This window comes from Streptomyces cyaneofuscatus (assembly GCF_033109485.1).
Lineage (GTDB): Bacteria > Actinomycetota > Actinomycetes > Streptomycetales > Streptomycetaceae > Streptomyces > Streptomyces cyaneofuscatus.
Genome location: NZ_CP137002.1, coordinates 3382827 through 3407282, shown reverse-complemented (window position 1 = coordinate 3407282; position 24456 = coordinate 3382827). Strand labels below are relative to the sequence as shown.

General features: G+C 73.6%; 19 protein-coding genes. 14 read left to right on the top strand and 5 right to left on the bottom strand.

Going from position 1 to position 24456, the window contains the following annotated elements; genetic code table 11:
* Positions 1 to 185 precede the first annotated feature (185 nt).
* Complete coding sequence (locus tag R2B67_RS14720; protein WP_018510826.1) at positions 186 to 1172, top strand: permease; 987 nt, start codon at positions 186 to 188, stop codon at positions 1170 to 1172.
* Positions 1169 to 1933 carry a TIGR03943 family putative permease subunit gene (locus R2B67_RS14715; protein ID WP_317818401.1) on the top strand — a complete coding sequence of 255 codons (765 nt, stop codon included), beginning with the start codon at positions 1169 to 1171 and terminating at the stop codon, positions 1931 to 1933. Before R2B67_RS14720 ends, R2B67_RS14715 begins: the two co-directional genes overlap by 4 nt.
* A gap of 62 nt (positions 1934 to 1995) precedes the next feature.
* On the opposite strand, the gene R2B67_RS14710 is transcribed toward R2B67_RS14715, so the two are convergent.
* The gene (locus R2B67_RS14710) at positions 1996 to 3015 is read right to left on the bottom strand and encodes a LysR family transcriptional regulator (RefSeq protein ID WP_317818400.1); all 1020 of its coding nucleotides are present in this window, start codon (positions 3013 to 3015) and stop codon (positions 1996 to 1998) included.
* Positions 3016 to 3132: 117 nt separating this feature from the next.
* On the opposite strand from R2B67_RS14710, the gene R2B67_RS14705 reads away from it, so the two are divergent.
* Entirely contained in the window at positions 3133 to 4113 is a 981-nt protein-coding gene (locus R2B67_RS14705; protein WP_317818399.1) for an EamA family transporter, read from the top strand.
* A gap of 31 nt (positions 4114 to 4144) precedes the next feature.
* Here the strand turns inward: R2B67_RS14705 and R2B67_RS36005 are convergent, their stop codons facing one another.
* The 3 genes from R2B67_RS36005 to R2B67_RS14695 all read right to left on the bottom strand — a co-directional run bounded on the left by R2B67_RS36005 (position 4145) and on the right by R2B67_RS14695 (position 6143).
* Entirely contained in the window at positions 4145 to 4315 is a 171-nt protein-coding gene (locus R2B67_RS36005) for a CopG family transcriptional regulator (protein ID WP_381073424.1), read from the bottom strand.
* Positions 4316 to 4369: 54 nt separating this feature from the next.
* Positions 4370 to 5092 (bottom strand): NUDIX domain-containing protein, encoded by a 723-nt coding sequence (locus R2B67_RS14700; RefSeq protein ID WP_317818398.1) that lies wholly within the window; start codon positions 5090 to 5092, stop codon positions 4370 to 4372.
* 106 nt (positions 5093 to 5198) lie between these two features.
* Positions 5199 to 6143: an oxidoreductase gene (locus R2B67_RS14695; protein WP_317818397.1), complete on the bottom strand. Its 945-nt coding sequence runs from the start codon at positions 6141 to 6143 to the stop codon at positions 5199 to 5201.
* Between the two features lie 90 nt (positions 6144 to 6233).
* Between R2B67_RS14695 and R2B67_RS14690 the strand changes: the two genes are divergently transcribed.
* Positions 6234 to 6893 carry an acyl-CoA-like ligand-binding transcription factor gene (locus R2B67_RS14690; protein WP_317818396.1) on the top strand — a complete coding sequence of 220 codons (660 nt, stop codon included), beginning with the start codon at positions 6234 to 6236 and terminating at the stop codon, positions 6891 to 6893.
* 38 nt (positions 6894 to 6931) lie between these two features.
* Here R2B67_RS14690 and R2B67_RS14685 read toward each other — a convergent pair whose 3' ends face one another.
* Positions 6932 to 7762 (bottom strand): alpha/beta fold hydrolase, encoded by an 831-nt coding sequence (locus R2B67_RS14685; RefSeq protein ID WP_317818394.1) that lies wholly within the window; start codon positions 7760 to 7762, stop codon positions 6932 to 6934.
* A 137-nt stretch (positions 7763 to 7899) separates the two neighbouring features.
* On the opposite strand from R2B67_RS14685, the gene R2B67_RS14680 reads away from it, so the two are divergent.
* The 10 genes from R2B67_RS14680 to R2B67_RS14635 all read left to right on the top strand — a co-directional run bounded on the left by R2B67_RS14680 (position 7900) and on the right by R2B67_RS14635 (position 24440).
* Positions 7900 to 8538, top strand: coding sequence for a TetR/AcrR family transcriptional regulator (locus R2B67_RS14680; RefSeq protein WP_317818392.1), 639 nt, complete (start codon positions 7900 to 7902; stop codon positions 8536 to 8538).
* Between the two features lie 151 nt (positions 8539 to 8689).
* Positions 8690 to 9496, top strand: a complete 807-nt coding sequence (locus R2B67_RS14675; protein WP_317818391.1) for a TIGR03084 family metal-binding protein — start codon at positions 8690 to 8692, stop codon at positions 9494 to 9496.
* Positions 9493 to 11217, top strand: coding sequence for an acyclic terpene utilization AtuA family protein (locus R2B67_RS14670; protein WP_317818390.1), 1725 nt, complete (start codon positions 9493 to 9495; stop codon positions 11215 to 11217). Before R2B67_RS14675 ends, R2B67_RS14670 begins: the two co-directional genes overlap by 4 nt.
* A complete protein-coding gene (locus tag R2B67_RS14665; RefSeq protein ID WP_317818388.1) occupies positions 11214 to 12812 on the top strand; it encodes an acyl-CoA carboxylase subunit beta in 1599 nt (532 codons plus the stop codon). The genes R2B67_RS14670 and R2B67_RS14665 overlap by 4 nt, the downstream gene beginning before the upstream one ends.
* Before the next feature lie 7 nt (positions 12813 to 12819).
* Positions 12820 to 14817, top strand: coding sequence for an ATP-binding protein (locus R2B67_RS14660; protein WP_317818387.1), 1998 nt, complete (start codon positions 12820 to 12822; stop codon positions 14815 to 14817).
* A complete protein-coding gene (locus tag R2B67_RS14655; RefSeq protein WP_317818385.1) occupies positions 14814 to 15998 on the top strand; it encodes an acyl-CoA dehydrogenase family protein in 1185 nt (394 codons plus the stop codon). The genes R2B67_RS14660 and R2B67_RS14655 overlap by 4 nt, the downstream gene beginning before the upstream one ends.
* Before the next feature lie 184 nt (positions 15999 to 16182).
* On the top strand, positions 16183 to 17784 hold the full coding sequence (locus R2B67_RS14650; protein WP_317818383.1) for a 4-coumarate--CoA ligase family protein: 1602 nt from the start codon (positions 16183 to 16185) through the stop codon (positions 17782 to 17784).
* Positions 17785 to 17809: 25 nt separating this feature from the next.
* Positions 17810 to 18550 (top strand): enoyl-CoA hydratase family protein, encoded by a 741-nt coding sequence (locus R2B67_RS14645; RefSeq protein WP_317818379.1) that lies wholly within the window; start codon positions 17810 to 17812, stop codon positions 18548 to 18550.
* Positions 18538 to 19146, top strand: coding sequence for a TetR/AcrR family transcriptional regulator (locus R2B67_RS14640; protein ID WP_237327307.1), 609 nt, complete (start codon positions 18538 to 18540; stop codon positions 19144 to 19146). The genes R2B67_RS14645 and R2B67_RS14640 overlap by 13 nt, the downstream gene beginning before the upstream one ends.
* 278 nt (positions 19147 to 19424) lie before the next feature.
* On the top strand, positions 19425 to 24440 hold the full coding sequence (locus R2B67_RS14635) for a hypothetical protein (RefSeq protein ID WP_317818370.1): 5016 nt from the start codon (positions 19425 to 19427) through the stop codon (positions 24438 to 24440).
* Positions 24441 to 24456 lie beyond the last annotated feature (16 nt).

The following is a 24456-nucleotide window of genomic DNA, read 5'->3' as shown; positions in this document are numbered from 1 at the left end:
GTCGCCCCGGCTCCCAGCAGCACCGGCCGGCGCACGCGGCCCCGCAGCGGCGTCGGCGGCGCGCTGGGGGCCGGGCCGGCGGGAGGTATCTTTCGGTCCGAGCATCGGACAATCGGAGCGGCATGCACAGCGCAGGTCAACGGTCAGGGATTCCGTGCGGGGCCACGGCGGACGAAGTCGCATCCGTGGCCGCCGAGGACGAGCCCCAGCTCCGCCGCTCGCCCCTCTTCACGCCCCTGCTTCTCCTGGGCGCGGCGGTGCTTCCCGGGACCCTGGTCGTCGTCATCGGCCTGTGGGGCGACGCACCGGCCGTGCAGGCATGGCGGAACGTCTGCCTGTCCATCTCCGTTCAGGCGTTGCCGTTCCTGCTGCTGGGAACGGCTCTGTCCGGCGCCATCAACGCGTTCGTACCGGCGAGGGTGTTCGACCGTGCGCTGCCCCGCAGGCCCGCGCTCGCCGTCCCGGTGGCCGGGGCGGCCGGGGTCGTCCTGCCCGGCTGCGAATGCGCGTCGATCCCCGTCGCCAGCAGCCTGATCGGCCGGGGTGTCACGCCGGCCGCGGCCTTCGCCTTCCTGCTGTCGGCTCCGGCGGTCAACCCGGTCGTCCTGACCACGACGGCCATCGCCTTCCCCGGCGACCCGTCCATGGTGGTGGCCCGGCTGCTCGCCTCGCTCGCCACGGCCGTCGTGATGGGCTGGCTGTGGCTCGCACTGGGCCGGGAGAAGTGGCTGCGGCCGACCGTGCGCCACACCGGACACCAGCCGGGGCACAGCCGCTGGACGGAGTTCCGGCTCGGCTTCCAGCACGACTTCCTGCACGCGGCCGGTTTCGTCGTCGTCGGGGCCATGGCCGCCGCCACCTTCAACGTCGCCGTCCCCCAATCCGTACTCGACACGTTCTCCGACTCGCCCTGGCTGTCGGTGCTGTTCCTCGCCGGGCTCGCCATCCTGCTGTCGGTGTGCTCGGAGGCCGACGCCTTCCTCGCGGCCTCGCTCACCGGCTTCTCGCCCGTCGCGCGGCTGGTGTTCATGGTGGTCGGGCCGATGGTCGACCTCAAGCTGATCGCGCTCCAGGCGGGCACGTTCGGCCGGGCCTTCGCGATCCGCTTCTCCGCCGCGACGACCGTCGTCGCCATCCTGTGCGGCACGCTCGTCGGAGGAATACTGCTGTGAAGCGCTTCCCGCAGGCGATCCTGCTCGTCCTCAGCGGCACCGGCCTGCTGCACATCGCCCTCCTCACCGACCTCTACCTGCGGTACGTCAAGGAGTGGATGCGTCCGATGCTGATCGCGTCGGGGGTCCTGCTGCTCCTGCTCGGCGTGGCCGACGCCTGGTCGCAGCGCAGGCCGGGCGCACCTCGGGACAGGGGTGAGCAGGCAACGGACGAGGACCACGACGGCCACCGTCACGACCACTCCGGTGTGCCCCGGGCGGCCTGGCTGCTCCTCCTGCCCGCGCTGAGCATGCTCCTTTACGCCCCGCCGGCCCTCGGCGCCTACACCGCGTCCCGGCAGACCTCCAAGCCGGTCGCCGTACAGCAGGATGACTTCGAACCACTCCCCGCGATCTCGCCCCTCCCACTGACCCTCGGCGACTTCACCACGCGCGTCCGCCAGGACCCCGAACAGGCCGTCAAGGGACGCACCATCGAGATGACCGGCTTCGTCACGCCCGTCGAACGGGGTGAGGGCTGGGACCTGACCCGGCTTCTGATCAATTGCTGCTCGGCGGACGCCCAGGCGGTCAAAGTACGGATCCACGGTGGCGAGACCCTGCCCGCCGACACCTGGGTGACCGTCGTCGGCACCTGGCACCCGGACGGAACGCTGGGGACGAGTTCCGCCGCCGTCGCGCTCGACGCCCGTACCGTCCGTAAGGTCGATCGTCCGGCGGACTGGTACCGCGACGCCCTGGTGCAGCCCCTGCCCCGCTGACGGCGGAGTCAGCGCCCGCGGCGCCACATCGTCAGCGCCCACGAGACCGCGTGGCCTCACCGTCAGGCCTGGTGCGGCCGTCGTGCCGGGGCCTGGTGCACGGAGTGCCGCGCGACGATCTCCCGGGCCAGCGCGGCCAGCTTCGGGAGGGCCGGGTGGCCCGGGCCGTCGCGGCGGGCGAGGAGGACCGGGATGCCCGGGGCGTCGTCGAGCGGGACGTAGGCGACGCCCGGGTGCGGGTGCATGGCGGCCGTGGAGGCGGCCGAGACGCCGCTGCCGCGCCCGGCGGCGATGGCGGTCAGCCAGTCGTCGGTGTTGGCGACGGTGAGCGTGGCGGCGGGCCGGGCCTCCGGCGGCCACAGCGCGGGGGTCGTGGTGCCGGAGACGGTGTTGAGGACGACGGGGCCGCCCGCGAGGTCGGCGAGGCGCAGCGACGTCACCGAAGCGAGCGGGCCGTCCGCGGTCACCGCCGCCACCCGGGCCTCGGTGAACAGCACCTCGGTGACGAGCCCCGGCGCCTCCACCGGCCCGCGCAGCAGGGCCGCGTCGACTTCGCCCCGGGTGAGCCCGGCGGTGCGGTCGTCGATCCGGAGCAGCTCCAGCGGGGTGGCCGGATACCGCTCCTGCCAGCCCCGCAGGAGCGGTGTGGTGTACGGGCCGAAGGCCGACCAGGCGTGCCCGAGCCGCAGGGGCCAGTGGCGCAGCCGCCCGGTGTCGAGCGCCTCGTCGAAGGCGGCGACCGCTGCGGCGGCCTTGTCCCGGAAGGCGACTCCCTCGGGGGTGAGGGAGAGGTGGTGGGTGGAGCGGTCGACGAGCCGGATGCCCAGGTGGCGCTCCAGGGCGGCGAGGGTGCGGGAGACGGCGGGCTGGGTGAGGCCGAGGTGCGCGGCGGCCCGGGTGACGTTGCCCTCGTCGGCGACGGCGAGGAAGGCCCGGAGGTGACGGAGCTCGACGGCGCGGGTGGGGGGTGCGGGGGTTGCGGCGTCGCGTGCGGGGCGGTCCGGGCGTGCGGGGGCGGGGCGGTCCAGGTGCGACGGGGACCCTGGTTCGCCTGCGGTTTCCGCGCCCTCCGGGTTGCTCATGCGTCCGGAGCATAACGGGAGCCCAGAACTCATTTCACGGGAGGCGCGCGGATCTCTACCGTGGGTGGGCGTGGGATATGACGCCCGCCCACTCCTCGTACCTTCGGAAGGCCGCCCGTGAACGTCCAGCCCAGCGCTTCGGAGCCGGCCGCCGCCGCAGCCGTCGCCGTCCCCGAGGCGGTCCCCGCCCTGGACACGGCCGGCCCGAAGGACCCCGGTCCCGGTCCCGGTCCCGGGCGTGGCGCGGCGCTGGTGCCGATCGTGCTGGTGGTGGCGGGCGGCCTGTCCGTCCAGTTCGGCTCGGCCGTCGCGGCGCTGCTGATGCCGAAGGCGGGCGCGCTGGGCGTCGTCACGCTCCGGCTGGCTGCGGCCGCGCTGATCCTGCTGGTGGTGTGCCGGCCGAAGCTGCGCGGCCACTCGCGCGCGGACTGGGGCACGGTGGTCGCCTTCGGCGTCGCGATGGGCGGTATGAACACGCTCTTCTACCAGGCGCTGGACCGTATCCCGCTCGGTATCGCCGTCACCCTGGAGGTGCTCGGCCCGCTCGCGCTCTCCGTCTTCGCCTCGCGCCGCCTGATCAACGTGGTGTGGGCCGGGCTCGCCCTGGTCGGCGTGGTCCTGCTGGGCGGCGGGGGCTTCGATCGCCTGGACCCGGTGGGGGCGGCGTACGCGCTGGGGGCCGGGGCGATGTGGGCGGCGTACATCGTGTTCAGCGCCCGCACCGGCCGCCGCTTCCCGCAGGCGGACGGGCTGGCCCTGGCGATGGTGGTGGCGGCGGTCCTCTCGCTGCCGCTCGGCATCTGGGAGTCCGGCGCGAAGCTCACGGTCCCGTCCACGCTGGCGCTCGGCGCGGCGGTGGCGGTCCTGAGCTCGGTGCTCCCGTACACCCTGGAACTCATGGCCCTGCGCCGCCTGCCCGCCTCCACCTTCGCGGTGATGATGAGCCTGGAACCGGCGATCGCGGCCACGGCGGGCTTCCTCATCCTCAACCAGGCCCTGTCCACGACGGACGCCCTGGCCATCGCGCTGGTCATCGGGGCGAGCATGGGCGCGGTACGCAGTCAGACGGGGGCGCGGAAGAAGCGGAAGAAGGGGTGAGGGGCGAGGCCTCAGCTGTCGGCGGCGGTGATCAACGGCGTGCGGCCCGTTTCTTGATGTGTTCGTACACCGACGCGTCCATCTCAGGGGGTGCGAGGGGACGCCCGCTGTCGAAGACCGGCAGCTCTCGGCTGCGCTTCGGCGGCTCCGCGTCCGGTCGCCCTTCCGGTTCTTCCGGAAGGCCGACTGCGGTCTCTCTCATGGTGCTGCAAAATACCGCCCGTCCGACGGAGGGGCGGGAGATTCCAGCGTGGGGTCACCAGGTGCAGTGCGCCTGGAGGTCGGTGATGGAGTCGGCCAGCTCGGCCGGGTGTGCGGGCCACCCCGTCCGGTGCCAGTGCTCGATCCGCCAGGACAGCCGGCGCGGCCACAGCGGGGTGGTGGGCAGCTCCGCCACGGGGATCCAGACGGGGGCGCCGCCGTAGGTGTCCAGCGTCTCGGGGGCCCCGAGGTGTCCCTCGGCCGCCATGAGGAAGTAGTGCTCGTGCCGGCCCTCCTTCCAGACCCGCGCCACCTCGCGCCCGACGCTCCCGTGGAGACCGGTCTCCTCGCGGAGCTCCCGTACGGCGGCCTCCTCGGGCGTCTCGCCCGGCTCCACCCCGCCGCCCGGGATCTCGAAGTGCGGGCCGCCCTCGTCCGGTTCCCGGAAGTGGATGAGCAGCATGTGCCCGTCGCGGATCACGATCGCCCCGGCCCGGACCCGTACGGGAGGGACGGCGGCCGGATCGTGCACCGGGACCTCCACCGCCCCGCACGGGCCGGACCCTTCCGCCCACGCCCGCAGGACGGCCTCCGCCGTGCCGGCCGGCCAGAGGCGCGCGTGCAGGGCCTCGTCCAGCGAGAGCGCGTGCAGCGGGCCCGGGGGCGGTGTCGTCGTATCGGGGAAGGCGTAGCGGAGAGATCCGCCGTCGTGGCGCTCCTCCAGGACGAGCCGGTCGCCGTCGAAGTGCGGGTTCACCAGGTGCGGTTCGGCAGTCATCGGCGGAGGTTAGCAGCGGCGGCCGGTATCGGGCGGGCGGCGGGCACGGGAATCGGACACGTCCCCCCGGCCCCCGGCCCCCGGTCCCGGCCCCGGCCCTCAGGCCTCACGCCGGTGCCGGGAACGGGAAGCGGACATCGGTCAGCTCCTCCGACACCTCCCACAGCCGCCGCCCGGTCTCCGCATCGGCGGCCGCCGGGGCGAGCGGCACCCGGGTCGGGCCGCCGCGCAGCTCCCCGCGGCCGTCCGGGCCGATGAGCTCGCCGCCGCGTACGCCCGGGGCGGTCGCCGCGTACAGCTGCGGGAGCGCGCCGGCCTCGGGGCGCTGGGCGAGGGGGAGCAGGACGCGGCCGAACAGCAGCTTCACCAGGCCCGTCGGCGCGCTCGTCTGGAGACGGGTCGCGGTGTAGCCGGGGTGCGCGAGCACACTGCGGACCGGACTGCCGGACGCCGTCAGCCGTCGGTGCAGCTCGTGCCCGAACACGGCGTTGGCCAGCTTGGACCGGTCGTAGAAGACCATCGGCCTGTAGCCGCGTTCGCCGTTCAGGTTGTCGAAGTCGAGGCGCGCCTTACGGTGGTTGACCGAGGTCACCGTGGTGACACGGGGGTCCTGCCCCTGCTCCAGCAGGTCCAGCAGTAACCCGGTGAGCGCGAAGTGGCCGAGGTGGTTGGCGGCGAACTGCAACTCGTGCCCCTGCGCGCCGGACGAGCGCGGCGGCGCCATCACCCCGGCGTTGTTGACCAGCAGGTCCAGCCGGGGGCGGTCGGCGTGCAGGGCGTCGGAGAACTCCCGTACGGATTCGAGGTCGGCCAGGTCCAGCCGCCTCACCTCCAGCTTCGCGCCCGGCTGCCCGGCGGCGATGTCCGCGACGGCCCGGCGGCCCTTCTCCTTGTCGCGTACGGCGAGGACCACGCGCCCGCCCCGGCGGGCGAGAGCACGCGCGGTCGCCAGGCCGAGGCCGCTGTTGGCCCCGGTGACGACCGCGACGCGGCTCTGGTCGGGGATCCGCTCGACGGTCCAGGGCTGCTTCGGCGTGGGGTTCTCAGTCATGCGGCATACGTTGTCGCGAGTGGCATCAAGTGTCAAGGAGTTACTCGGTATCAGAGTGGCACTAGGTGTCGACAGTGACATGGCGCTACGATGGTCGGCGTGAGCCCCCGCCCCGAAGTGACCATGGCCGAGCGCAAACGTCAGCTCGTCTCGACCGAACTGACCGAAGCGGCACTCCAGTTGATGGCGGTGGAGGGGTTCGACGCGGTCACCGTCGACGAGATCGTGGCCACCGCCGGAGTCTCCAAGCGGACGTTCTTCCGCTACTTCGCGTCCAAGGAGGACGTGGTCGTCCAGTTCCTGGCCGACATGGGCACCGGCATGTGTGCCGAGCTCGCCGCCCGCCCCGCCGACGAGCCCCCCTCCGTGGCGCTCCGGCACGCCGTCTGGGTCGCCATGGCGGCCTGCGCCGACGGCGTCGACCACTCCGGCCGGGCCCTGCGCGTCGTCCAGCTGATCCTGCGCACCCCCGCCCTGCGCGCCCGCTTCCTGGAGCGCCAGGGGCAGTGGCGCGACGACCTCGCGGCGGAGGCGGCCCGCCGCCAGGGACTCGACCCGGAGGCGGACCTCTACCCCCGTCTCGCCGCCGGTGCCGCCCTCGCCGCCTTCGACACCGTGCTGCGGCGCTGGAGCGACAGCGGCGGCGCCGAGGACCCTGCCGCCCTGACGGACCGGGCCTTCGCCCTCCTCGCCCCGGCGCTGGACGCGGCCGGGGTGAGGGGGGCGTCGGAGGGTCCGTCGGGGGACTGAGCGCTCCCGTTGGTCCGCCGGAGGATGCGTCGGGGGGCTTAGGCCACCCTGCCCTCCCGGTGGCGTGCCAGAAAGCCGGTGATCAGCGCCAGCCACTCCTGCGGGCGTTCGGCGAACGGCAGGTGGCCCGTGGGGAGTTCGGCCGTCTCGGATCCGGGCAGCCCGGCGGCCAGGGCGCGTTGCAGGGTGGGCGAGACGAGCGGGTCGGCCGTCGTGACGATCACCAGGGCGGGCACGGTGATCGCGGCGAGATCCTCCCGTACGTCGATCCGCCGGACCAGCTCCACCTGATCGCCGGTCCCCGGCGGCACGGTCGCCGTGATCAGCTCGGCGGCGGCCCGTACCTCGTCGGGCGTGAGGGTGTTGAGGGCTCCTTCGCCCAGGGCCATCAGCTGGACGAACTCGCCGAGCAGGCGCGGGTCGTCCGCCGCCAGGAGCTGCCGCCACACCGAGGCGACCAGGTCCGTCCGCGTGTCGGCGTACGCGAACGTCGCGCTCAGCACCAGCGCGTCGACCCGCTCCGGATGGCGGGCGGCGACCCGGATCGCGACCGGGCCGCCCAGGGAGTACCCGCTGACGGCGAACCGCCCGACCCCCTCCGCATCGGCCGCCGCCACCAGCTCGTCCGCCAGAGCGTCGACGTCCAGCGGGGTGAGGGAGCGGGGCGAGTCGCCGGCCCCCGGGTAGTCGACCCCGACGACGGTGTGCCGGGCGGCGAGGCCGTCCAGGATCGGGCCGTAGTTGGCCTCGATCCCGCCTCCGGCCCCGTGCGCGAGCAGCAGCCCGGGGCCGGAGCCGCGCACGGTGCGGGCGAGGGGTGCGGCGAGGGGCGTGGTGGAGGGCGGGGCGGTTTCGTGGGTGCTCGTCATGGCGGGGTCCCTGGTGGGTGGGGGTCGGGTGGCATGGCCGGTGAGTGCGGCTGCTGTAGCGATCGCTAAAGCTGGCCGCATCCCGGACCGTAGCACCGCTCCCTTAGCGATCGCTACAGCTGGCGTAGAGTGGTGGGGTGAGCAGCGACCCGACCCCCGCCCGACCCCAGCCCCCGCCTGCGCCCCGGGCCCGCCGCCCCCGCCGCGCCTTCGACCGGGACGCCGCCCTCGCTGTCGCGCTGCGGGAGTTCTGGACGTACGGGTACGAGTCCACGTCGGTCTCCTCGCTCACCAAGGCGATGGGGATCAACCCGCCCAGCCTCTACGCCGCGTTCGGGGACAAGCGCCAACTGTTCTCCGAAGCCGTGGAGTTGTACTCCCGCACCTACGGCTCCGTGTCGCTGGAGGGTCCGGACGCCCGGACCGCCCTCGCTCGCGCGCTCAAGCGCATGGCCGCCGACTACACCGACCCGAGCCACCCGCCGGGCTGCCTCGTCATCACCGCCGCGACCAACGGGGGCCCCGGCTCCGACGACGTGAAGAGCGAACTGCGGGCGATGCGGGAAGCGACCAAGGCCCTGTTCGCCGCCCGCGTCCAGACCGACATCGACGCGGGCCTGCTGCCCGACGGCACCGACGCCGAGGGTCTGGCCGTCTTCTACGCGGCCGTCGTCCAGGGGATGAACCAGCAGGCCTGCGACGGGGTGGGGCGGGAAGCGCTGGAGCGGATGGTCGACGTGGCGATGGCGGCCTTCCCGGAGCCGGCGGGGCGCTGACACCCCCCGAGGGTTCCGGAAGCCCCCGGGGAGTCCTCAAGCCGCCCTCGGTGGTGGCCGTCGGGGCAGAAAATCATGCAAGCGTGCTTGATTGTTTCCTGGTCCGCTGCCATGCTCCTGGGCACCACACCCGGTCCCGAGGGGAGCGCACGTGTCCGATGTCGCAGCGGTGGTCGACGATCTGCGCGAGGAGAGCGACGAACTCGACGCGCTGGTAAGCACGTTGGAGCCGGACCGATGGCGTGGCCCGACCCCCGCCGAGGGCTGGACCGTCGCCCACCAGATCGCCCACCTCGCCTGGACCGACGAGGTCGCGCTGCTGGCGGCCACCGAGCCGGACCGGTTCGGCGACGAGGTGGCCAAGGCGCTTGCCGCCCCCGAGGCCTTCGTCGACCAGGCCGCCGAGGCCCTGGTCGCCGCCCACGCCCCGGATGCCCTGCTCTCCCGGTGGCGGGACGGGCGGCAGCGGCTCGACAAGGTGCTGCGGGACGCCCCCGCCGGGACCCGGATCCCCTGGTACGGGCCGCCGATGAGCGTCGCGTCCATGGCGACCGCCCGGCTCATGGAGACCTGGGCCCACGGCCAGGACATCGCCGACGCCCTCGGGGCCACCCGGAGCCCCACCGCCCGGCTGCGGCACGTCGCGCGGATCGGCGTACGGGCCCGGAACTACGCCTACGCGGTACGGGGCATCACCGCGCCCAGCGAGGAGTTCCGCGTCGAACTGCACACACCGGAAGGTGAGTTGATCGCGTACGGCCCCGAGGGTGCCGCCCAGCGCGTCACCGGCCCGCTCCTCGACTTCTGCCTCCTGGTCACCCAGCGCGCCCACCGCACCGACCTCGCCGTCACCGCCGAGGGGCGCGAGGCCGACCAGTGGCTCTCCATCGCCCAGGCCTTCGCCGGGCCCCCCGGACCGGGCCGCCTGCCGCGCGCGGAGCGGGACGGGCTCCGATGAACGACGCCCCCGCCCCCCTCCGCATCGGCAACGCCTCCGGCTTCTACGGCGACCGCTTCGACGCCGTCCGCGAGATGCTCACCGGCGGCCCCCTCGACGTCCTCACCGGCGACTACCTCGCCGAGCTGACCATGCTCATCCTCGGCCGCAGCCGCCTCAAGGACCCCGAGAAGGGGTACGCCACCACCTTCCTGCGCCAGCTCGAAGAAGGCCTCGGCCTCGCCCACGAGCGTGGGGTGAAGATCGTCACCAACGCCGGCGGCCTCAACCCCGCCGGACTGGCCGACGCAGTAAGGAAGTTGGCAGCCAAGGTCGGGGTCCCGGTCGCCGTCGCCCACGTCGAGGGCGACAGCCTGCCCGTGCCCGACGGCTTCCTCACCGCCAACGCCTACCTCGGCGGCGCCGGGATCGCCGCCTGCCTGCGGGCCGGGGCCGACATCGTCGTCACCGGCCGGGTCACCGACGCGGCCCTCGTCACCGGCCCGGCCGCCGCCCACTTCGGCTGGGGCCCGGACGACCTGGACGCGCTCGCGGGGGCCGTGGTCGCCGGGCATGTGCTGGAGTGCGGTACGCAGGCGACCGGCGGGAACTACGCCTTCTTCGGGGAGCACGACGTGCGCCGCCCCGGCTTCCCCCTCGCCGAGATACGCGCCGACGGGTCCTCCGTGATCACCAAGCACGACGGTACGGGGGGCGTCGTCGACCTCGGGACGGTCACCGCCCAGCTCCTGTACGAGACCGGGGGAGCCCGGTACGCCGGCCCCGACGTCACCGCCCGCCTCGACACCGTACGGCTCACGCCCGACGGCCCGGACCGGGTCCGTATCGACGGGGTACGCGGCGAGGCCCCGCCGCCCACGCTCAAGGCCGGGCTCACCCGGATCGGCGGTTGGCGCAACGAGGTGGTGTTCGTCCTCACGGGCCTGGGCATCGAGGCCAAGGCGGTGCTCGTGAAGGAGCAGTTCGCCGACGCGCTGGAGCGGGGCGGCGCCCGCCCGCCCGCAGATGTCCGCTGGGAGCTGGCCCGCACCGACCACCCCGACGCCGACACCGAGGAGCGGGCCAGCGCCCTGCTCCGGCTCGTCGTCCGCGACCAGGACGCCGAAGCGGTGGGCCGGGCCGTCTCCGGGGCCGCCGTCGAACTGGCCCTCGGCAGCTACCCGGGCTTCCACGTCACCGCCCCACCCGGAAAGGGCGCGCCTTACGGGGTCTTCGAGGCGGTCCACGTACCGGCCGGGGAGGTCGAGCACACAGCCGTACTGCCGGACGGCCGCCGGGAGATCGCAGAACACCCTTCGATGACGCGCGAGTTGGCGGACGTCGACGAACCGCCGCTCCCCGCCCCGTACCCCTCCGGCCCCACCCGCAACGCCCCCCTCGGGCTCATCGCGGGCGCCCGCAGCGGTGACAAGGGGGGCGACGCCAACGTGGGTGTCTGGGTGCGCGATGACGACGCCTGGCGGTGGCTGGCCCACGAGCTGACCGTCGAGCGGTTCCGCCAACTCCTCCCGGAGACCGCCGAACTGACCGTCGTACGCCATGTCCTGCCCAACCTGCGCGCCCTGAACTTCACCGTCCACGGCCTCCTCGGGGAGGGCGTCGCCGCGCAGGCCCGGTTCGACCCGCAGGCCAAGGCGGTGGGGGAGTGGCTTCGGTCGCGTCGGCTGCCGATCCCCGTGGCCCTGCTCGAAGGCATCGATGGACCGGAGGTGTCCGTATGACCGTCCTGCCCACCGGGCTCGACACCAGCAGCCCCGAATACGCGGCGAATCGAGCCACCCTGCTCGCCAAGCTCACCGAGCTGGAGGCCGAGCACGCCAAGGCGCTCGTGGGCGGCGGCGAGAAGTACGTGGCCCGGCACCGGGGGCGCGGCAAGCTCCCGGCGCGGGAGCGGATCGAGCTGCTGGTCGACCCCGACACCCCGTTCCTGGAGCTGTCGCCGCTGGCCGCCTGGGGCAGCGACTACGCGGTGGGCGCCTCGCTCATCACGGGCATCGGGGTGGTGGAGGGCGTCGAGTGCCTGATCACCGCCAACGACCCGACCGTACGCGGCGGGGCCTCGAACCCGTGGACGCTGAAGAAGGCCCTGCGCGCCAACGAGATCGCCTTCGCCAACCGGCTCCCGTGCATCAGCCTGGTCGAGTCGGGCGGCGCCGATCTGCCCTCCCAGAAGGAGATCTTCATCCCGGGCGGGGCGCTCTTCCGGGACATCACCCGGCTCTCGGCGGCCGGAATCCCCACCGTGGCCGTGGTGTTCGGCAACTCGACCGCCGGAGGCGCGTACGTCCCCGGGATGTCCGACCACGCCGTGATGATCCGGGAACGGTCCAAGGTCTTCCTCGGCGGACCGCCCCTGGTGAAGATGGCGACCGGCGAGGAGAGCGACGACGAGTCCCTCGGCGGGGCCGAGATGCACGCCCGTACGTCGGGCCTCGCCGACCACTTCGCCGTCGACGAGCAGGACGCGATCCGGCAGGCCCGGCGCATCGTCGCCCGCTTCAACTGGCGCAAGGCGTACGCCGATCCGGGCCCCGCCGAGCCGCCGAAGTACGACGAGGACGAGCTGCTCGGGATCGTGCCGGGCGACCTGAAGGTGCCCTTCGACCCGCGCGAGGTGATCGCCCGGCTGGTCGACGGCTCGGACTTCGACGCGTTCAAGCCGCTGTACGGGACGAGCCTGGTCACGGGGTGGGCGCGGCTGCACGGGTATCCGGTGGGGATCCTCGCCAACGCGCAGGGCGTGCTGTTCAGCGAGGAGTCGCAGAAGGCCGCCCAGTTCATCCAACTGGCCAATCAGCGGGACATTCCGCTGCTCTTCCTCCACAACACCACCGGCTACATGGTCGGCAAGGAGTACGAGCAGGGCGGCATCATCAAGCACGGCGCGATGATGATCAACGCCGTCGCCAACTCCCGGGTCCCGCATCTGTCGGTCCTCATGGGCGCCTCGTACGGGGCCGGGCACTACGGGATGTGCGGGCGCGCCTACGATCCGCGCTTCCTCTTCGCCTGGCCGAGCAGCAAGTCCGCCGTCATGGGGCCGCAGCAGCTCGCGGGGGTCCTCTCCATCGTGGCCCGCGCGTCGGCCGCCGCGAAGGGGATGCCGTACGACGACGAGGCCGACGCCGGGCTGCGCGCGATGGTGGAGCAGCAGATCGAGGCGGAGTCGCTGCCGATGTTCCTGTCCGGGCGGCTGTACGACGACGGGGTGATCGACCCGCGCGACACCCGGACCGTGCTCGGGATGTGCCTGTCCGCGATCCACACCGCACCGGTCGAGGGCGCCCGTGGCGGCTTCGGCGTCTTCCGGATGTGAGGCCCAGATGACCATTGCCACGCTGCTCGTCGCCAACCGGGGCGAGATCGCCTGCCGGATCTTCCGCACCTGCCGTGACCTGGGCATCACCACGGTCGCCGTGTACTCCGACGCGGACGCCGACGCCCTCCACGTACGCGAGGCCGACCTCGCCGTACGCCTGCCGGGCTCCGCCCCCGCCGACACCTATCTGCGCGGTGACCTCGTGGTGGCCGCCGCGCTGGCCGCCGGGGTGGACGCCGTGCACCCCGGCTACGGCTTCCTCTCCGAGAACGCCGCGTTCGCTGCCGCCGTGCAGGACGCGGGGCTGACGTGGGTGGGCCCGCCGGTCAAGGCCATCGAGCTGATGGCGTCCAAGACCCGGGCCAAGGAGCTGATGGCGGGGGCCGGGGTGCCGCTGCTGGCCCCGGTGGACCCGGCGACGGCGGGCGCCGCCGACCTGCCGTTGCTGCTGAAGGCCGCGTCGGGCGGGGGCGGTCGCGGTATGCGCATCGTCCGCGAACTTGCGTCCCTGCCGGGCGAGTTGCTGGCCGCCGCTGCCGAAGCCGCGTCCGCCTTCGGGGACGGCGAGGTGTTCGCCGAGCCGTACGTGGAGCGGGGCCGGCACGTCGAGGTCCAGGTCATGGCGGACGCGTACGACACCGTGTGGGCGCTCGGAACCCGGGACTGCTCGCTCCAGCGCCGCCATCAGAAGGTCATCGAGGAGGCCCCGGCGCCCGGCCTGGAGGAGGGCCTGCGCACCCGGCTGCACGACGCGGCGGTGGCGGCGGCGCGGGCGGTCGGGTACCGGGGCGCGGGGACCGTGGAGTTCCTGGTCTCGGCGGAGGGGCGGCCGTACTTCCTGGAGATGAACACCCGCCTCCAGGTCGAACACCCGGTGACGGAGGCCGTGTTCGGGGTGGACCTGGTCGCGCTGCAACTGCGGGTGGCGGAGGGGGAGCCGCTGCCCGCCCCGGCGCCCCCGTCGGCGTCGGGCCACGCCGTCGAGGCCCGGCTCTACGCCGAGGACCCCGCGCGTGACTGGCAGCCGCAGACCGGAGCACTGCTCACGCTGGAGGTGCCGGAGGGGCCTGGCCTGCGCCTGGACACGGGATACGTCGGCGGCGACACCATCGGCGTCCACTACGACCCGATGCTCGCCAAGGTCATCGCCCACGCCCCGACCCGCACCGAGGCGGTACGGCTGCTTACCGGAGCCCTGGAGCGCGCCCGTATCCACGGCCCGGTCACCAACCGTGCCTTGCTCGTACGGTCGTTGCGCCACCCGGACTTCGTGGCGGCCCGCCTCGACACCGGCTTCTACGACCGGCACCTGGCCGACCTGACCACCCCCGGAGCCGGTGACCCCGCCACCGCCGCGCTCGCCGCCGCCCTCGCGGAAGCCGTACGCGCCACGACCACCCCAGGCCCCACCCCCACTCCCACTCCGACCCGCTTCGGCGCCTGGCGCAACGTCCCCTCGCAGCCCCAGCTCAAGCGCTACCGCAGCGAACCGGACGGCACCGAGCACGAGATCGCCTACCGCACCCCGCGCACCGGCACCCCGGAACCGTACGACGCCCCCGGCATCCGGGTCCTGACCGCCACCCCGGACCGGGTCACCCTCGAACTCGACGGCTTGACCCGGCACTTCCATCTGAGGCGCGACCGCGACCGCCTCTACGTGGACACCGCCGGAGCCTCGTACACCTTCACCGCCCTGCCCCGCTTCACCGACCCCGCAACCCAGACCGACCCCGGCTCCCTCCTCGCCCCCATGCCCGGCACCGTCGTCCGCCTCGCGGAGGGCCTGACGGCCGGGGCCGCGGTCGAGGCGGGGCAGCCGTTGATCTGGCTGGAGGCGATGAAGATGGAGCACCGCATCCTCGCCCCCGCCTCCGGCACCCTCACCGCCCTGCACGCCGCCCCCGGCGACCAGGTCGAGGTGGGTGCCCTGCTCGCCGTGGTCCAGGAGGACCTGGACGCCACCCCCGTACCCGCATCCGTACCGGAGGAGACCGCATGAGCACCGTCCGTACCGCCGTCCTCGAAACCGAAGAGCACCAGGCGCTCCGCGCCGCCGTCGCCGCCCTCGGAAAGCGCTACGGGCGCGACTACATGACCACCGTCATCCGCGAGGGCTCCCACACCGACGAGCTGTGGGCGGAGGCGGCGAAGCTCGGCTACCTCGGGGTGAACCTGCCCGAGGAGTACGGAGGCGGGGGCGGCGGCATGGCCGAACTCTCCATCGTATTGGAGGAGTTGGGGGCTGCCGGCTCACCGCTCCTCATGATGATCGTGTCGCCCGCGATCTGCGGCACGGTCATCGCTCGCTTCGGCACCGACGAACAGAAGCGGAAGTGGCTGCCGGGCCTCGCCGACGGCACCCTCACCATGGCCTTCGGGATCACCGAACCGGACGCCGGCTCCAACTCCCACCGCATCACCACCACCGCCCGCCGCGACGGCACGGGACCGGACGCCGACTGGGTCCTCACCGGCCGCAAGGTCTTCGTGTCGGGTGTGGACATAGCCGACGCCACGTTGATCGTCGGCCGCACGGAGGACGCCCGGTCCGGCAAGCTCAAGCCCTGCCTCTTCATCGTCCCGCGCGACGCCGAGGGCTTCGGCCGGAACCAGATCGACATGGAACTCCACGCCCCCGAGAAGCAGTTCGAGCTGGTCCTCGACGACGTACGGCTGCCCGCCGACGCGCTGGTCGGCGACGAGGACGCGGGTCTGCTCCAGCTCTTCGCCGGGCTGAACCCCGAGCGGATCATGACGGCCGCGTTCGGCATCGGGATGGGCCGGTTCGCGCTCGGCAAGGCCGTCGAGTACGCCCGTACGCGTCAGGTCTGGAAGGCCCCGATCGGCGCCCACCAGGCCATTGCCCACCCGCTCGCCACCGCGCACATCGACCTGGAGCTGTCGCGGCTGATGATGCAGAAGGCCGCCCGGCTCTACGACGACGGCGACGACATCGGGGCGGGCGAGGCGGCGAACATGGCGAAGTACGCGGCCGGCGAGGCCTGCGTGAAGGCCGTCGACCAGGCGGTGCACACCCTCGGCGGCAACGGCCTGACCCGCGAATACGGGCTCGCCTCCCTGATCACCGCGTCCCGGGTGGCCCGGATCGCGCCGGTCAGCCGGGAGATGATCCTGAACTACGTCTCGCACCAGTCCCTGGGCCTGCCGAAGTCGTACTAGAGCCCGCAGGGGTCGTACTGGAGCCCGTAGAGGTCGTACTGGAGCCCGTAGGGAAGGAAGCCCGTCCGACCTCTCCCCCTTTCCCACCCGCAGGGGCGATTCTGACTCTCCACACCCGCACGGCGTCCCCGCGTCCGTCCCGCCCGGGCGGCGCGGGCCACCGCGACGACAGGGGTTGACTGCCATGGTGTTCCGCAGCGAGTACACAGACGTACCGGCCCTCGACGTACCCATCCACGAAGCGGTCCTCGGCGAGGCGGCCGGGTTCGGTGACACGGTCGCCCTGATCGACGGGACGAACGGCATGTCCCTCACGTATGCCCAACTCGACGGCTTCCACCGGCGGATCGCCGCCGCCCTTGCCGAGGCCGGGCTCAGGAAGGGCGATGTGCTCGCCCTGCACAGCCCGAACACCATCGCGTACCCGGCGGTCTTCTACGGCGCGACCCGCGCCGGCGCCTCCGTCACGACGGTCCACCCGCTCGCGACGGCCGAGGAGTTCGCCAAGCAACTGGCCGACAGCGGCGCGAAGTGGATCGTCACCGTCTCCCCGCTCCTGGAGACGGCCCGCCGGGCGGCCGAACTGACCGGCGGCGTCCAGGAGATCTACGTCTGCGACCAGGCGCCGGCCTCGGAGGGCCACACCTCCATCCTGGACATGCTCTCCTCCACCGCCCCCGAACCGTCCGTCGCCATCGACCCCGGCGAGGACGTGGCGGCGCTCCCGTACAGCTCCGGCACGACGGGCACGCCCAAGGGCGTGATGCTGACGCACCGGTCGATCGGGACGAATCTGGAGCAGCTGAAACCGTTCATCCCGATGGGGGAGGGCGACCGCATTCTCGCGGTATTGCCCTTTTTCCACATCTACGGCCTCACCGCCCTCATGAACGCGCCCCTCCGCTGCGGCTCCACCGTCGTCGTCCTCCCCCGCTTCGACCTGGCGCAGTTCCTGGAGGCCATCCAGACCCACCGCATCACCGGCCTGTACGTGGCCCCGCCGATCGTGCTGGCGCTGGCGAAGCACCCGCTGGTGGGGGAGTACGACCTGTCGTCGCTGCGGTACATCGTCAGCGCCGCCGCCCCGCTCGACGCCGAGCTGGCGGAGGCGTGTTCGACCCGGCTGGGGCTGCCGCTGGTACGGCAGGCGTACGGGATGACGGAGCTGTCGCCGGGGACGCATGTGGTGCCGCTCTCCGTGGAGCAGCCGCCGCCGGGCACGGTGGGCAAGCTGCTGCCCAACACCGAGATGCGGATCGTGTCGCTGGAGGACCCGGCGCGGGACGCGGAGCCGGGGACCGACGGCGAGATCCTGATCCGCGGGCCGCAGGTGATGAAGGGCTACCTGGGCCGCCCGGACGCCACCGCCGACATGATCGACGCGGACGGGTGGGTGCACACGGGGGACGTCGGCCGGACCGACGAGGACGGCTGGCTGTACGTCGTCGACCGGGTCAAGGAGCTGATCAAGTACAAGGGGTACCAGGTGGCGCCCGCCGAGCTGGAGGCTCTGCTGCTGACCCATGAGCAGGTGGCGGACGCGGCGGTGATCGGGGTGTACGACGCCGAGGGCAACGAGGTCCCGAAGGCGTTCCTGGTCCGGGGCCCGGCGGCGGAGGGGCTGACGGAGGACGACGTGATGGCGTACGTCGCCGAGCGGGTCTCCCCGTACAAGAAGGTGCGGCAGGCCGAGTTCATCGGGGCCGTACCCCGGGCGGCGTCCGGCAAGATCCTCCGGCGCGAGCTGCGCGACCGGGAGAAGACGGAGAAGACGGAGGAACAGTGACCCTGATCGCACGGGCGGAGGAACAGTGACGCTGATCGCCACATCCCGGGAACGGGGCATCGCCACCCTGACCCTGGACTCCCCGGCCAACCGCAACGCGCTCTCGGCGCAGCTGGTGGCGGAGTTGCGGGATTCCTTGACGGCCTGCGCCGCCGACGACACCGTACGGGCGGTGGTGCTGGCCCACACCGGGTCGACGTTCTGCGCGGGGGCGGATCTGAAGGCGCCGCCGGACCCGGAGGCGTTCGTGGGCCTGATGCGGGACATCGTGGCGCTGCCGAAGCCGGTGGTGGCCCGGGTCGACGGGCATGTCCGGGCCGGAGGCCTCGGCCTGCTGGCCGCGTGCGACATCGCGGTGGCGGGCGAGGCGTCGTCCTTCGCGCTCACGGAGTCGCGGCTGGGGCTGGCCCCGGCGGTCATCTCGCTGACGCTGCTGCCGCGCGTGGACCGTACGGCGGCGAACCGCTACTACCTCACGGGGGAGCGGTTCGACGCGGCGGAGGCGGCGCGGATCGGGCTCATCACGGTGGCCGCCGGTGATGTGGACCTGGACAAGGCCCTCGCCCCGGTCCTGGACGGGCTGCGGCGGGCGTCACCGCAGGGGCTGGCCGCATCGAAGGAGCTGGTCACGGCTACGGTGCTGAGGAGCTTCGACCAGTACGCCGAAGACCTCATCGCCCGATCCGCCGCGTTGTTCGCCTCCGACGAGGCGAGGGAGGGGATGACGGCCTTCCTCGAACGACGGGACCCGGCATGGGTGCGGTGACCTCTTCCTCCTCCGTTTCTCGGGCTGCGCACGCGCCGAAGCAGGACCGCAGCCGGGCGACCCGGCAGCGGCTCCTGGAGGCGGCGGTGGCCTGCCTGGCCGAACACGGCTGGGCGGGCTCCACCGTCTCCGTCGTCGCCGAGCGGGCCGGGGTCTCGCGGGGCGCGGCCCAGCACCACTTCCCGACCCGCGAGGACCTGTTCACGGGGGCGGTGGAGTACGTGGCCGAGGAGCGCTCGGCCGCTCTGCGCGCGCTCCCCGTGCAGGGGCGGGCGGAGGTGGTCGCGGCGCTGGTGGACCTGTACACGGGCCCGCTGTTCCGGGCCGCGCTCCAGCTGTGGGTCGCCGCGTCGAACGAGGACCAGTTGCGGCCGCGCGTGACGGAGCTGGAGGCGCGGGTGGGCCGCGAGACCCACCGCATCGCCGTCGAACTCCTGGGCGCCGACGAGTCCCGCCCCGGCGCCCGCGAGACGGTCCAGGGGCTGCTGGACATGGCACGCGGCCTGGGCCTCGCCAACCTCCTCACCGACGACACCGCCCGGCGCGCGCGGGTGGTGGCGCAGTGGGCGGCGCTGGTGGAGGAGGGGCTGGGGTGAGGCCGACCGGTCTGGGCACGGACGTTCGGATGTACGGCAGCTGACGTACGGATGTGGAGTCGGCGGCGAATGGCCGCGAGGCCCTCGGATCGGGCGTGGAGGGCTCGGCCGCTGGCTACGTTGACGCTGTGCGCAGGCAGCAGCGGGGGTCAGGGAGCGACGGCGCGAGCGCGCGTGCGAGGGGGGCGTCCCAAGAAGCCGGGGAGGCCGCCCGCATGTCGGTGCTCCGCCCGGCCGGGCGGGGGGCCCTCAGGGGCGGCCCCGGCTCCCTCCAGGGTATGCAGCAGACGCTGGGCAACGAGGCCACGGCGCGGGCGGTGCGCCGTGGGAAGCGCCCCGCGAACCGGCTTCCCGCCATCGACGAGCGCGCCGAACAGGGGCTCGTCCTGCCCCCGTACCTGATGGAGTTGGAGGCGGGCGGGCTCTCGACGGCGTACGGGCTGACCGGGCAGGAGTTCGTGGGCAGCGCGGTCGCGGCCGTGGTCGGGCACGGCGGAGGCACGGTGGCGGGGATCGCGGCCGAACTGGCCGGGCGCCCGGAGTCGTTCTTCGGCCGGGGGCGCGCGTTCGCGGTGGAGGGCGCGGAGAGAGGACAGGGCGGACGGGAGGGGCAGGGCGGACGGGAAGGGCAAGGCGGACCAGGTGGTGACGGGTTCGACGTCACGGTGAGCATCGAGCCCGCGCCCGACGACCGGCCGCCCACGTTCCACCCGGCCGCCACCCTCGCGATCGCCCCGCCGGACCCGGGCGGCGCGCCGCTCGCCGCAGTGGACGACGCCGAGGGCAAGGACACCAAGGTCGACGTCCAGCACAACAGCGGGACCACCGCGAGCAGCACGGTCGGCAACTCCTCCAGCACGGGCGCGGGCGGCACGGCGTTCGGGCTCGCCCCGGTCGCTCCCGGGCTGTGGCTGGGTGCCGCGGCGACGGGGGGCGTACAGCCCTGGCAGTCCTCGCGGGACTCCCGCTCCCAGCGCGGGGTGGCCGAACCCCGCGTGCTGCGCAGCGACTCGGGCTCGGTGGAGGTGGCGCGCCGGGTGGTGTACGTCGTACGGGTACGGCGCCAGGAGGGCGGGGACGAGCAGGTCTTCCGGGGGACGGGAGGCCTCACCCAGCGGGTGCCCACCGAGCACCTGATCCCGGCGGGCACCGAACCCCTGCCCTCCTCCGGCACCGGGGGGCAGGAGAGACCGGTGGACGCCGACCTGGCCCGGCGGGTCGCACTGGCGGACTCGCTGGCCCCGCTCGCCGTCTCCGACACCGCAGGGCCGCACGAGGGCGGCGGCGGGTTGTTCGACGCGGTCGCCTCCGTACTGCACCCCTCGGTGACCGCGCCCGGCGCCCCCGGCCGCTCCCGGCTGTACGAGGCGACGGCCACCCCGACCGTGCTGGAGGACCTGCCCCGGCTGCTGGGCGGCGACGGCGTCACCGGGGACGACCTGTACTCCAAGGACGGTAGTAGCGCGGGCAGTTACCGCATGCGGGCCGTCGTCACCGGACTGACCCCCGCGTGGGGCACCGGGAAGACCCAGCTGCGTACCCACCAGCAGGCGCAGCACACGGCCACCGAGTCGGCGGGCAAGGGACGCTCCGTCGCGGGCGGGATCGGCCCGGCGATCGGTGTCGGGGCCGCGGCCAACGCGGCGGTGGTGCGGGCCACGGCGATGCCGGTGGCCGCGGCCCGCAAGGCCCGGTTCAGCGTGAACGAGCAGACCGTCTCCAGCCGGCAGGGGGCGGAGGTGCGGGGCGAGAAGGTGCTGTACCGGGGGACGGTGCAGTTCACCGTGGAGGGCACAGGGCCCCGGTCGGTCCGGGCGATCCTGCGCCCGGAGGCACGGGTGGCCACGCACGCGCTGCGGGTCTGGATCAGCTTGCGGGCGGACGAGGCGCAGGAGTTGGGGCTGCCGCTGCCGCCGGGGGTGGAGGCGGGCGAGTTCATCAAGCAGCCGGAGGCCGGGGCGGAGGAACGCTACCTGCCCTTCGGCGCGACGGGTTCGAGCGTGACGCTGGGCCGCCTTGACACGGCTCCCATGATGAAGGCCGTACGGGAGCTGTTCGCCACCGACCCCCGACTGACCGGCTACCTGCCCGCCTTCGGCGCCACGCCTCCGCCCGCCGACCTCAGCCGCGAGGAGGCCGAGGCGCAGCGCGCCAACGACCGCGAGCTGATGGCCGCCCTCTCCGAGGCCAACCTGCGGGTGAACAAAGACCAGTTGTTGTCCACGGGCATCCGGGTCCGGCTGCGCCGCAAGACCGCGATGCACGCCCACGACGTACAGCTGCGGGTGCACGGAACGATGGGCGAGGCGCACCATCTGGGTGAGATAGACGACTGGTTGGTACGCGCTCATGCGGGGGTGTCGGCCAACGCGCAGACGGGCCGCAGCAGTTCGCGCTCGATCGGCGGCATGGTGCTGGCCCAGGCACGGCTGATCCCGGGCGTCCTGACCGGCCAGGCCCGTTACGAGCGGCAGAGATCCGGCACGCGCCGTAACCAGGCCGGCCCCACGACCCGTACCGACGTCCTCACCAACGGCTCCGACAAGGCGAGCGCGTTCGGGGCGGCGCTGCGGCTGAACGTGGACGTCACCATGACCTCGCGGCAGCGCAAGCTGGCCCGTGCGGTCACCCCGGGAGGCCCGGGCCGGGACGCGCCGGAGGCCAGGCTGCTGTCCGGGCTGCACATGGAGGAGCAGGACGTACGGCTGCTGACGCCGTCCGAGTTCACCGTCGGCCCGGACGAGAAGGCGCGGCTGGACGCGGGCGCCGACCAGGCCCCCGGCCCGGAGCGTCCGGTGACGGGCGCGGCGGGCATAGGCGACCTGGCTGGTCTGGCCCCTGCCCCCGACCCGACCGCCGGTCAACTGGTACGGGACTGGCAGCTGGTGGAGACGATCGGCGACGGGCAGCCGGTGCGCGACCTCGCCCTGGCGCTGCTGTCCCGGGCCGCCGCGCGGGGCGAGGCGGGCCGCCGGGACGAGGCGCTGGGGACGGAAGGTCTGGCGCCGAGGCTGGCGGTGGAGGAGCGGTTCAGCCCGCGAGCGATCACGGCGTCGCTGCGGCAGGCGGCATCGTCGGGCTGGGTGGTGAAGAACCTGCGCTACCCGCGCCGCCTGGCGGCCTTGAACGGAGCCGTAGGCACCCGACTGGCTCTCTCCTCACCCCAGTTGGTGCACGAGGCGTCGGGCCCCGGCACGGAGACGTTCATCCTGGGCGGCCACCAGGCGGGCGTACAGCAGGGGGAGGGCACCTCCACCACGGTCCAGGCCGGGGCCACCCTCGTACAGAACGGCCCGGAATGGCGGGTGGGCGAGGGCCTGTCGGCGTCGTGGTCGACGAGTACGGGCGACACGGAGGCGGCCACGGTCTCGGGAACGGTGGAGCGCAACGCCCACACACCGAAGAAGGCCCCGCTGTACCTGGTCCGGTGCGATCTGCTGGTCACGATGGTGGCGGAGGTCAAGGTGACGGGCGGCGGCCCGTACGTGGCGGGCTCGGCCCGGACCCTGCCGGGCGCGGCGGCGGTGTGGCTGACGGCGGAGCAGTTGCGGTCGGCGGGGGTGGACCTGCCGGAGTCGGCGCGGAAGGCGCTGAAGCTGGAGAGGCCGCGGCCGGAGAACGGGCCCACGACCAGCCGGGCGGAGGGCTCGGGAGGCGGCACGCAGACCCCGGCGAGGGATGGTGTCGGCGCCACCGGTGGTGGGGCTTCCCGCCCGGGCCCGGGACTCTCCCGCGACCTCCCGCTGGGCTTCGGCATGATCGAGGACCTGCCGGACTTCGTCCCCCTGCTGGACGGCCTGCGCGGCAATCTCGCGGCCACCGGCCGCCAGGACCTGGCCGACGATCTCCTGCCCCGCCAGCAGCTCCGGGACCGTAACGACAACGTGCAGCGCCTACTGCGGGTCCTGGACCGGGACGGCTCGGCCGGCCTGCTGGCGAGCGCCATGGACGGCGGGGTCACGGTGGAGCTGCTGGACGGCCGGAGGACGCCGTACTGGGCGGTGTTCAAGGTGGTCCGCAGCGGCGACGGAGTCCGGGAGGGCGCGGCGGACGACGGCCGGGACATGGAGTACATCACCTCGGCGGCCGCCCAGGAGGCCACCTCGCACGACGAGGGCGAGAGCACCGGAGTGGAGGGCATCCTCGCGGGCTCCGGCAAACCGGAGGGCGGGGTGGGCCAGTTGAAGAGCGTCGGCGGGGCGGCCGGCCTCGGCCTCGGGTCGGGATCCGGACGCCGCAGGGGCGGGGCGGCACGCGGCCAGCTGGGCATGAAGACGGTGGCGGAGGCGAAGACGGCGAAGTCGGCGAAGGTACGGGTGCCGATCGTGGCGAGCCTCGAACTCCACCAGGGGGAACGCCGCTTGGCGATGGCGGGCTCGGGCCGCACGTCACTCGTCCACCGCATCCTGGAGAGCGACCTGACAGCCCTGCGCCGGGTGACCACCCCACGCCGCGCCCCACGCCCCGCCCCGGGCGCCCCGACCAGCGGCCAGGCGGGGCTGGGCACATGGCGTGCGGCCGGAGTCCCGCTCCCGATGGAGGCCCAGGCGAACGGCTTCCAGGGTGCCGCACGCGTAAGGGAGTTGGTGAACGCGACGATACGAGCGGCAGGCGGCGGCGACCGCTTCCGCGAGAAGGGCCAGGCCGCCGCGTACACGCTGGGCGAGGCGGTCTCCACCGAGTGGCTGATCGCGGCCCTGCCCCTGCTCACCAACGCCGGCGCGGAGCTGCCCCCGGTGCACGCGAGCGGGGCGAAGGGCCAGGACCTACAGGCCTCGGTGCACGCACGGCTACGAGCGGGCCGGGTCCTGGGAACCGGAGACAAGATGACGTTCGAAACGGCGGCCCAGAGCGACCTGGGCGCCTCTCGCCCCACCCAGACGGACGGCCAGAGCGCGGCCGAACAGAGCAGACAGGCCCGAGGCCTCGTGGGCGCCGGAGTCCTCAACGCCGACGAGTTCCGCCTCAACCAGCTGATGGGCAACACGGGCGGCTCGGGCTCGGCCACCGGCGCGGCAACGAACGCGGCGGGCTCGATGCCGCTGCACAAGCCGAAATTCGCCTCGGTCCTGATCCAATTCACCCTGGACGTACGGGTGGTGGCCCGCGTGACGGACCGCGTACGCACGTCCAACACCCAGGTGGCGCAACGCGACCTGACCCTCCCGACCCCGGTGGTGATCCGCATGCCCCTCCCGGTGGCGGGCCGCCTGCTGGCCGCCCACCCGACGGAGATCGCGGACCCGCACGACCGCCTGGGCCTGCGGACGGGGGCGGTACCGCCGGGTCCGTGAGCATGCTGCCGTACGA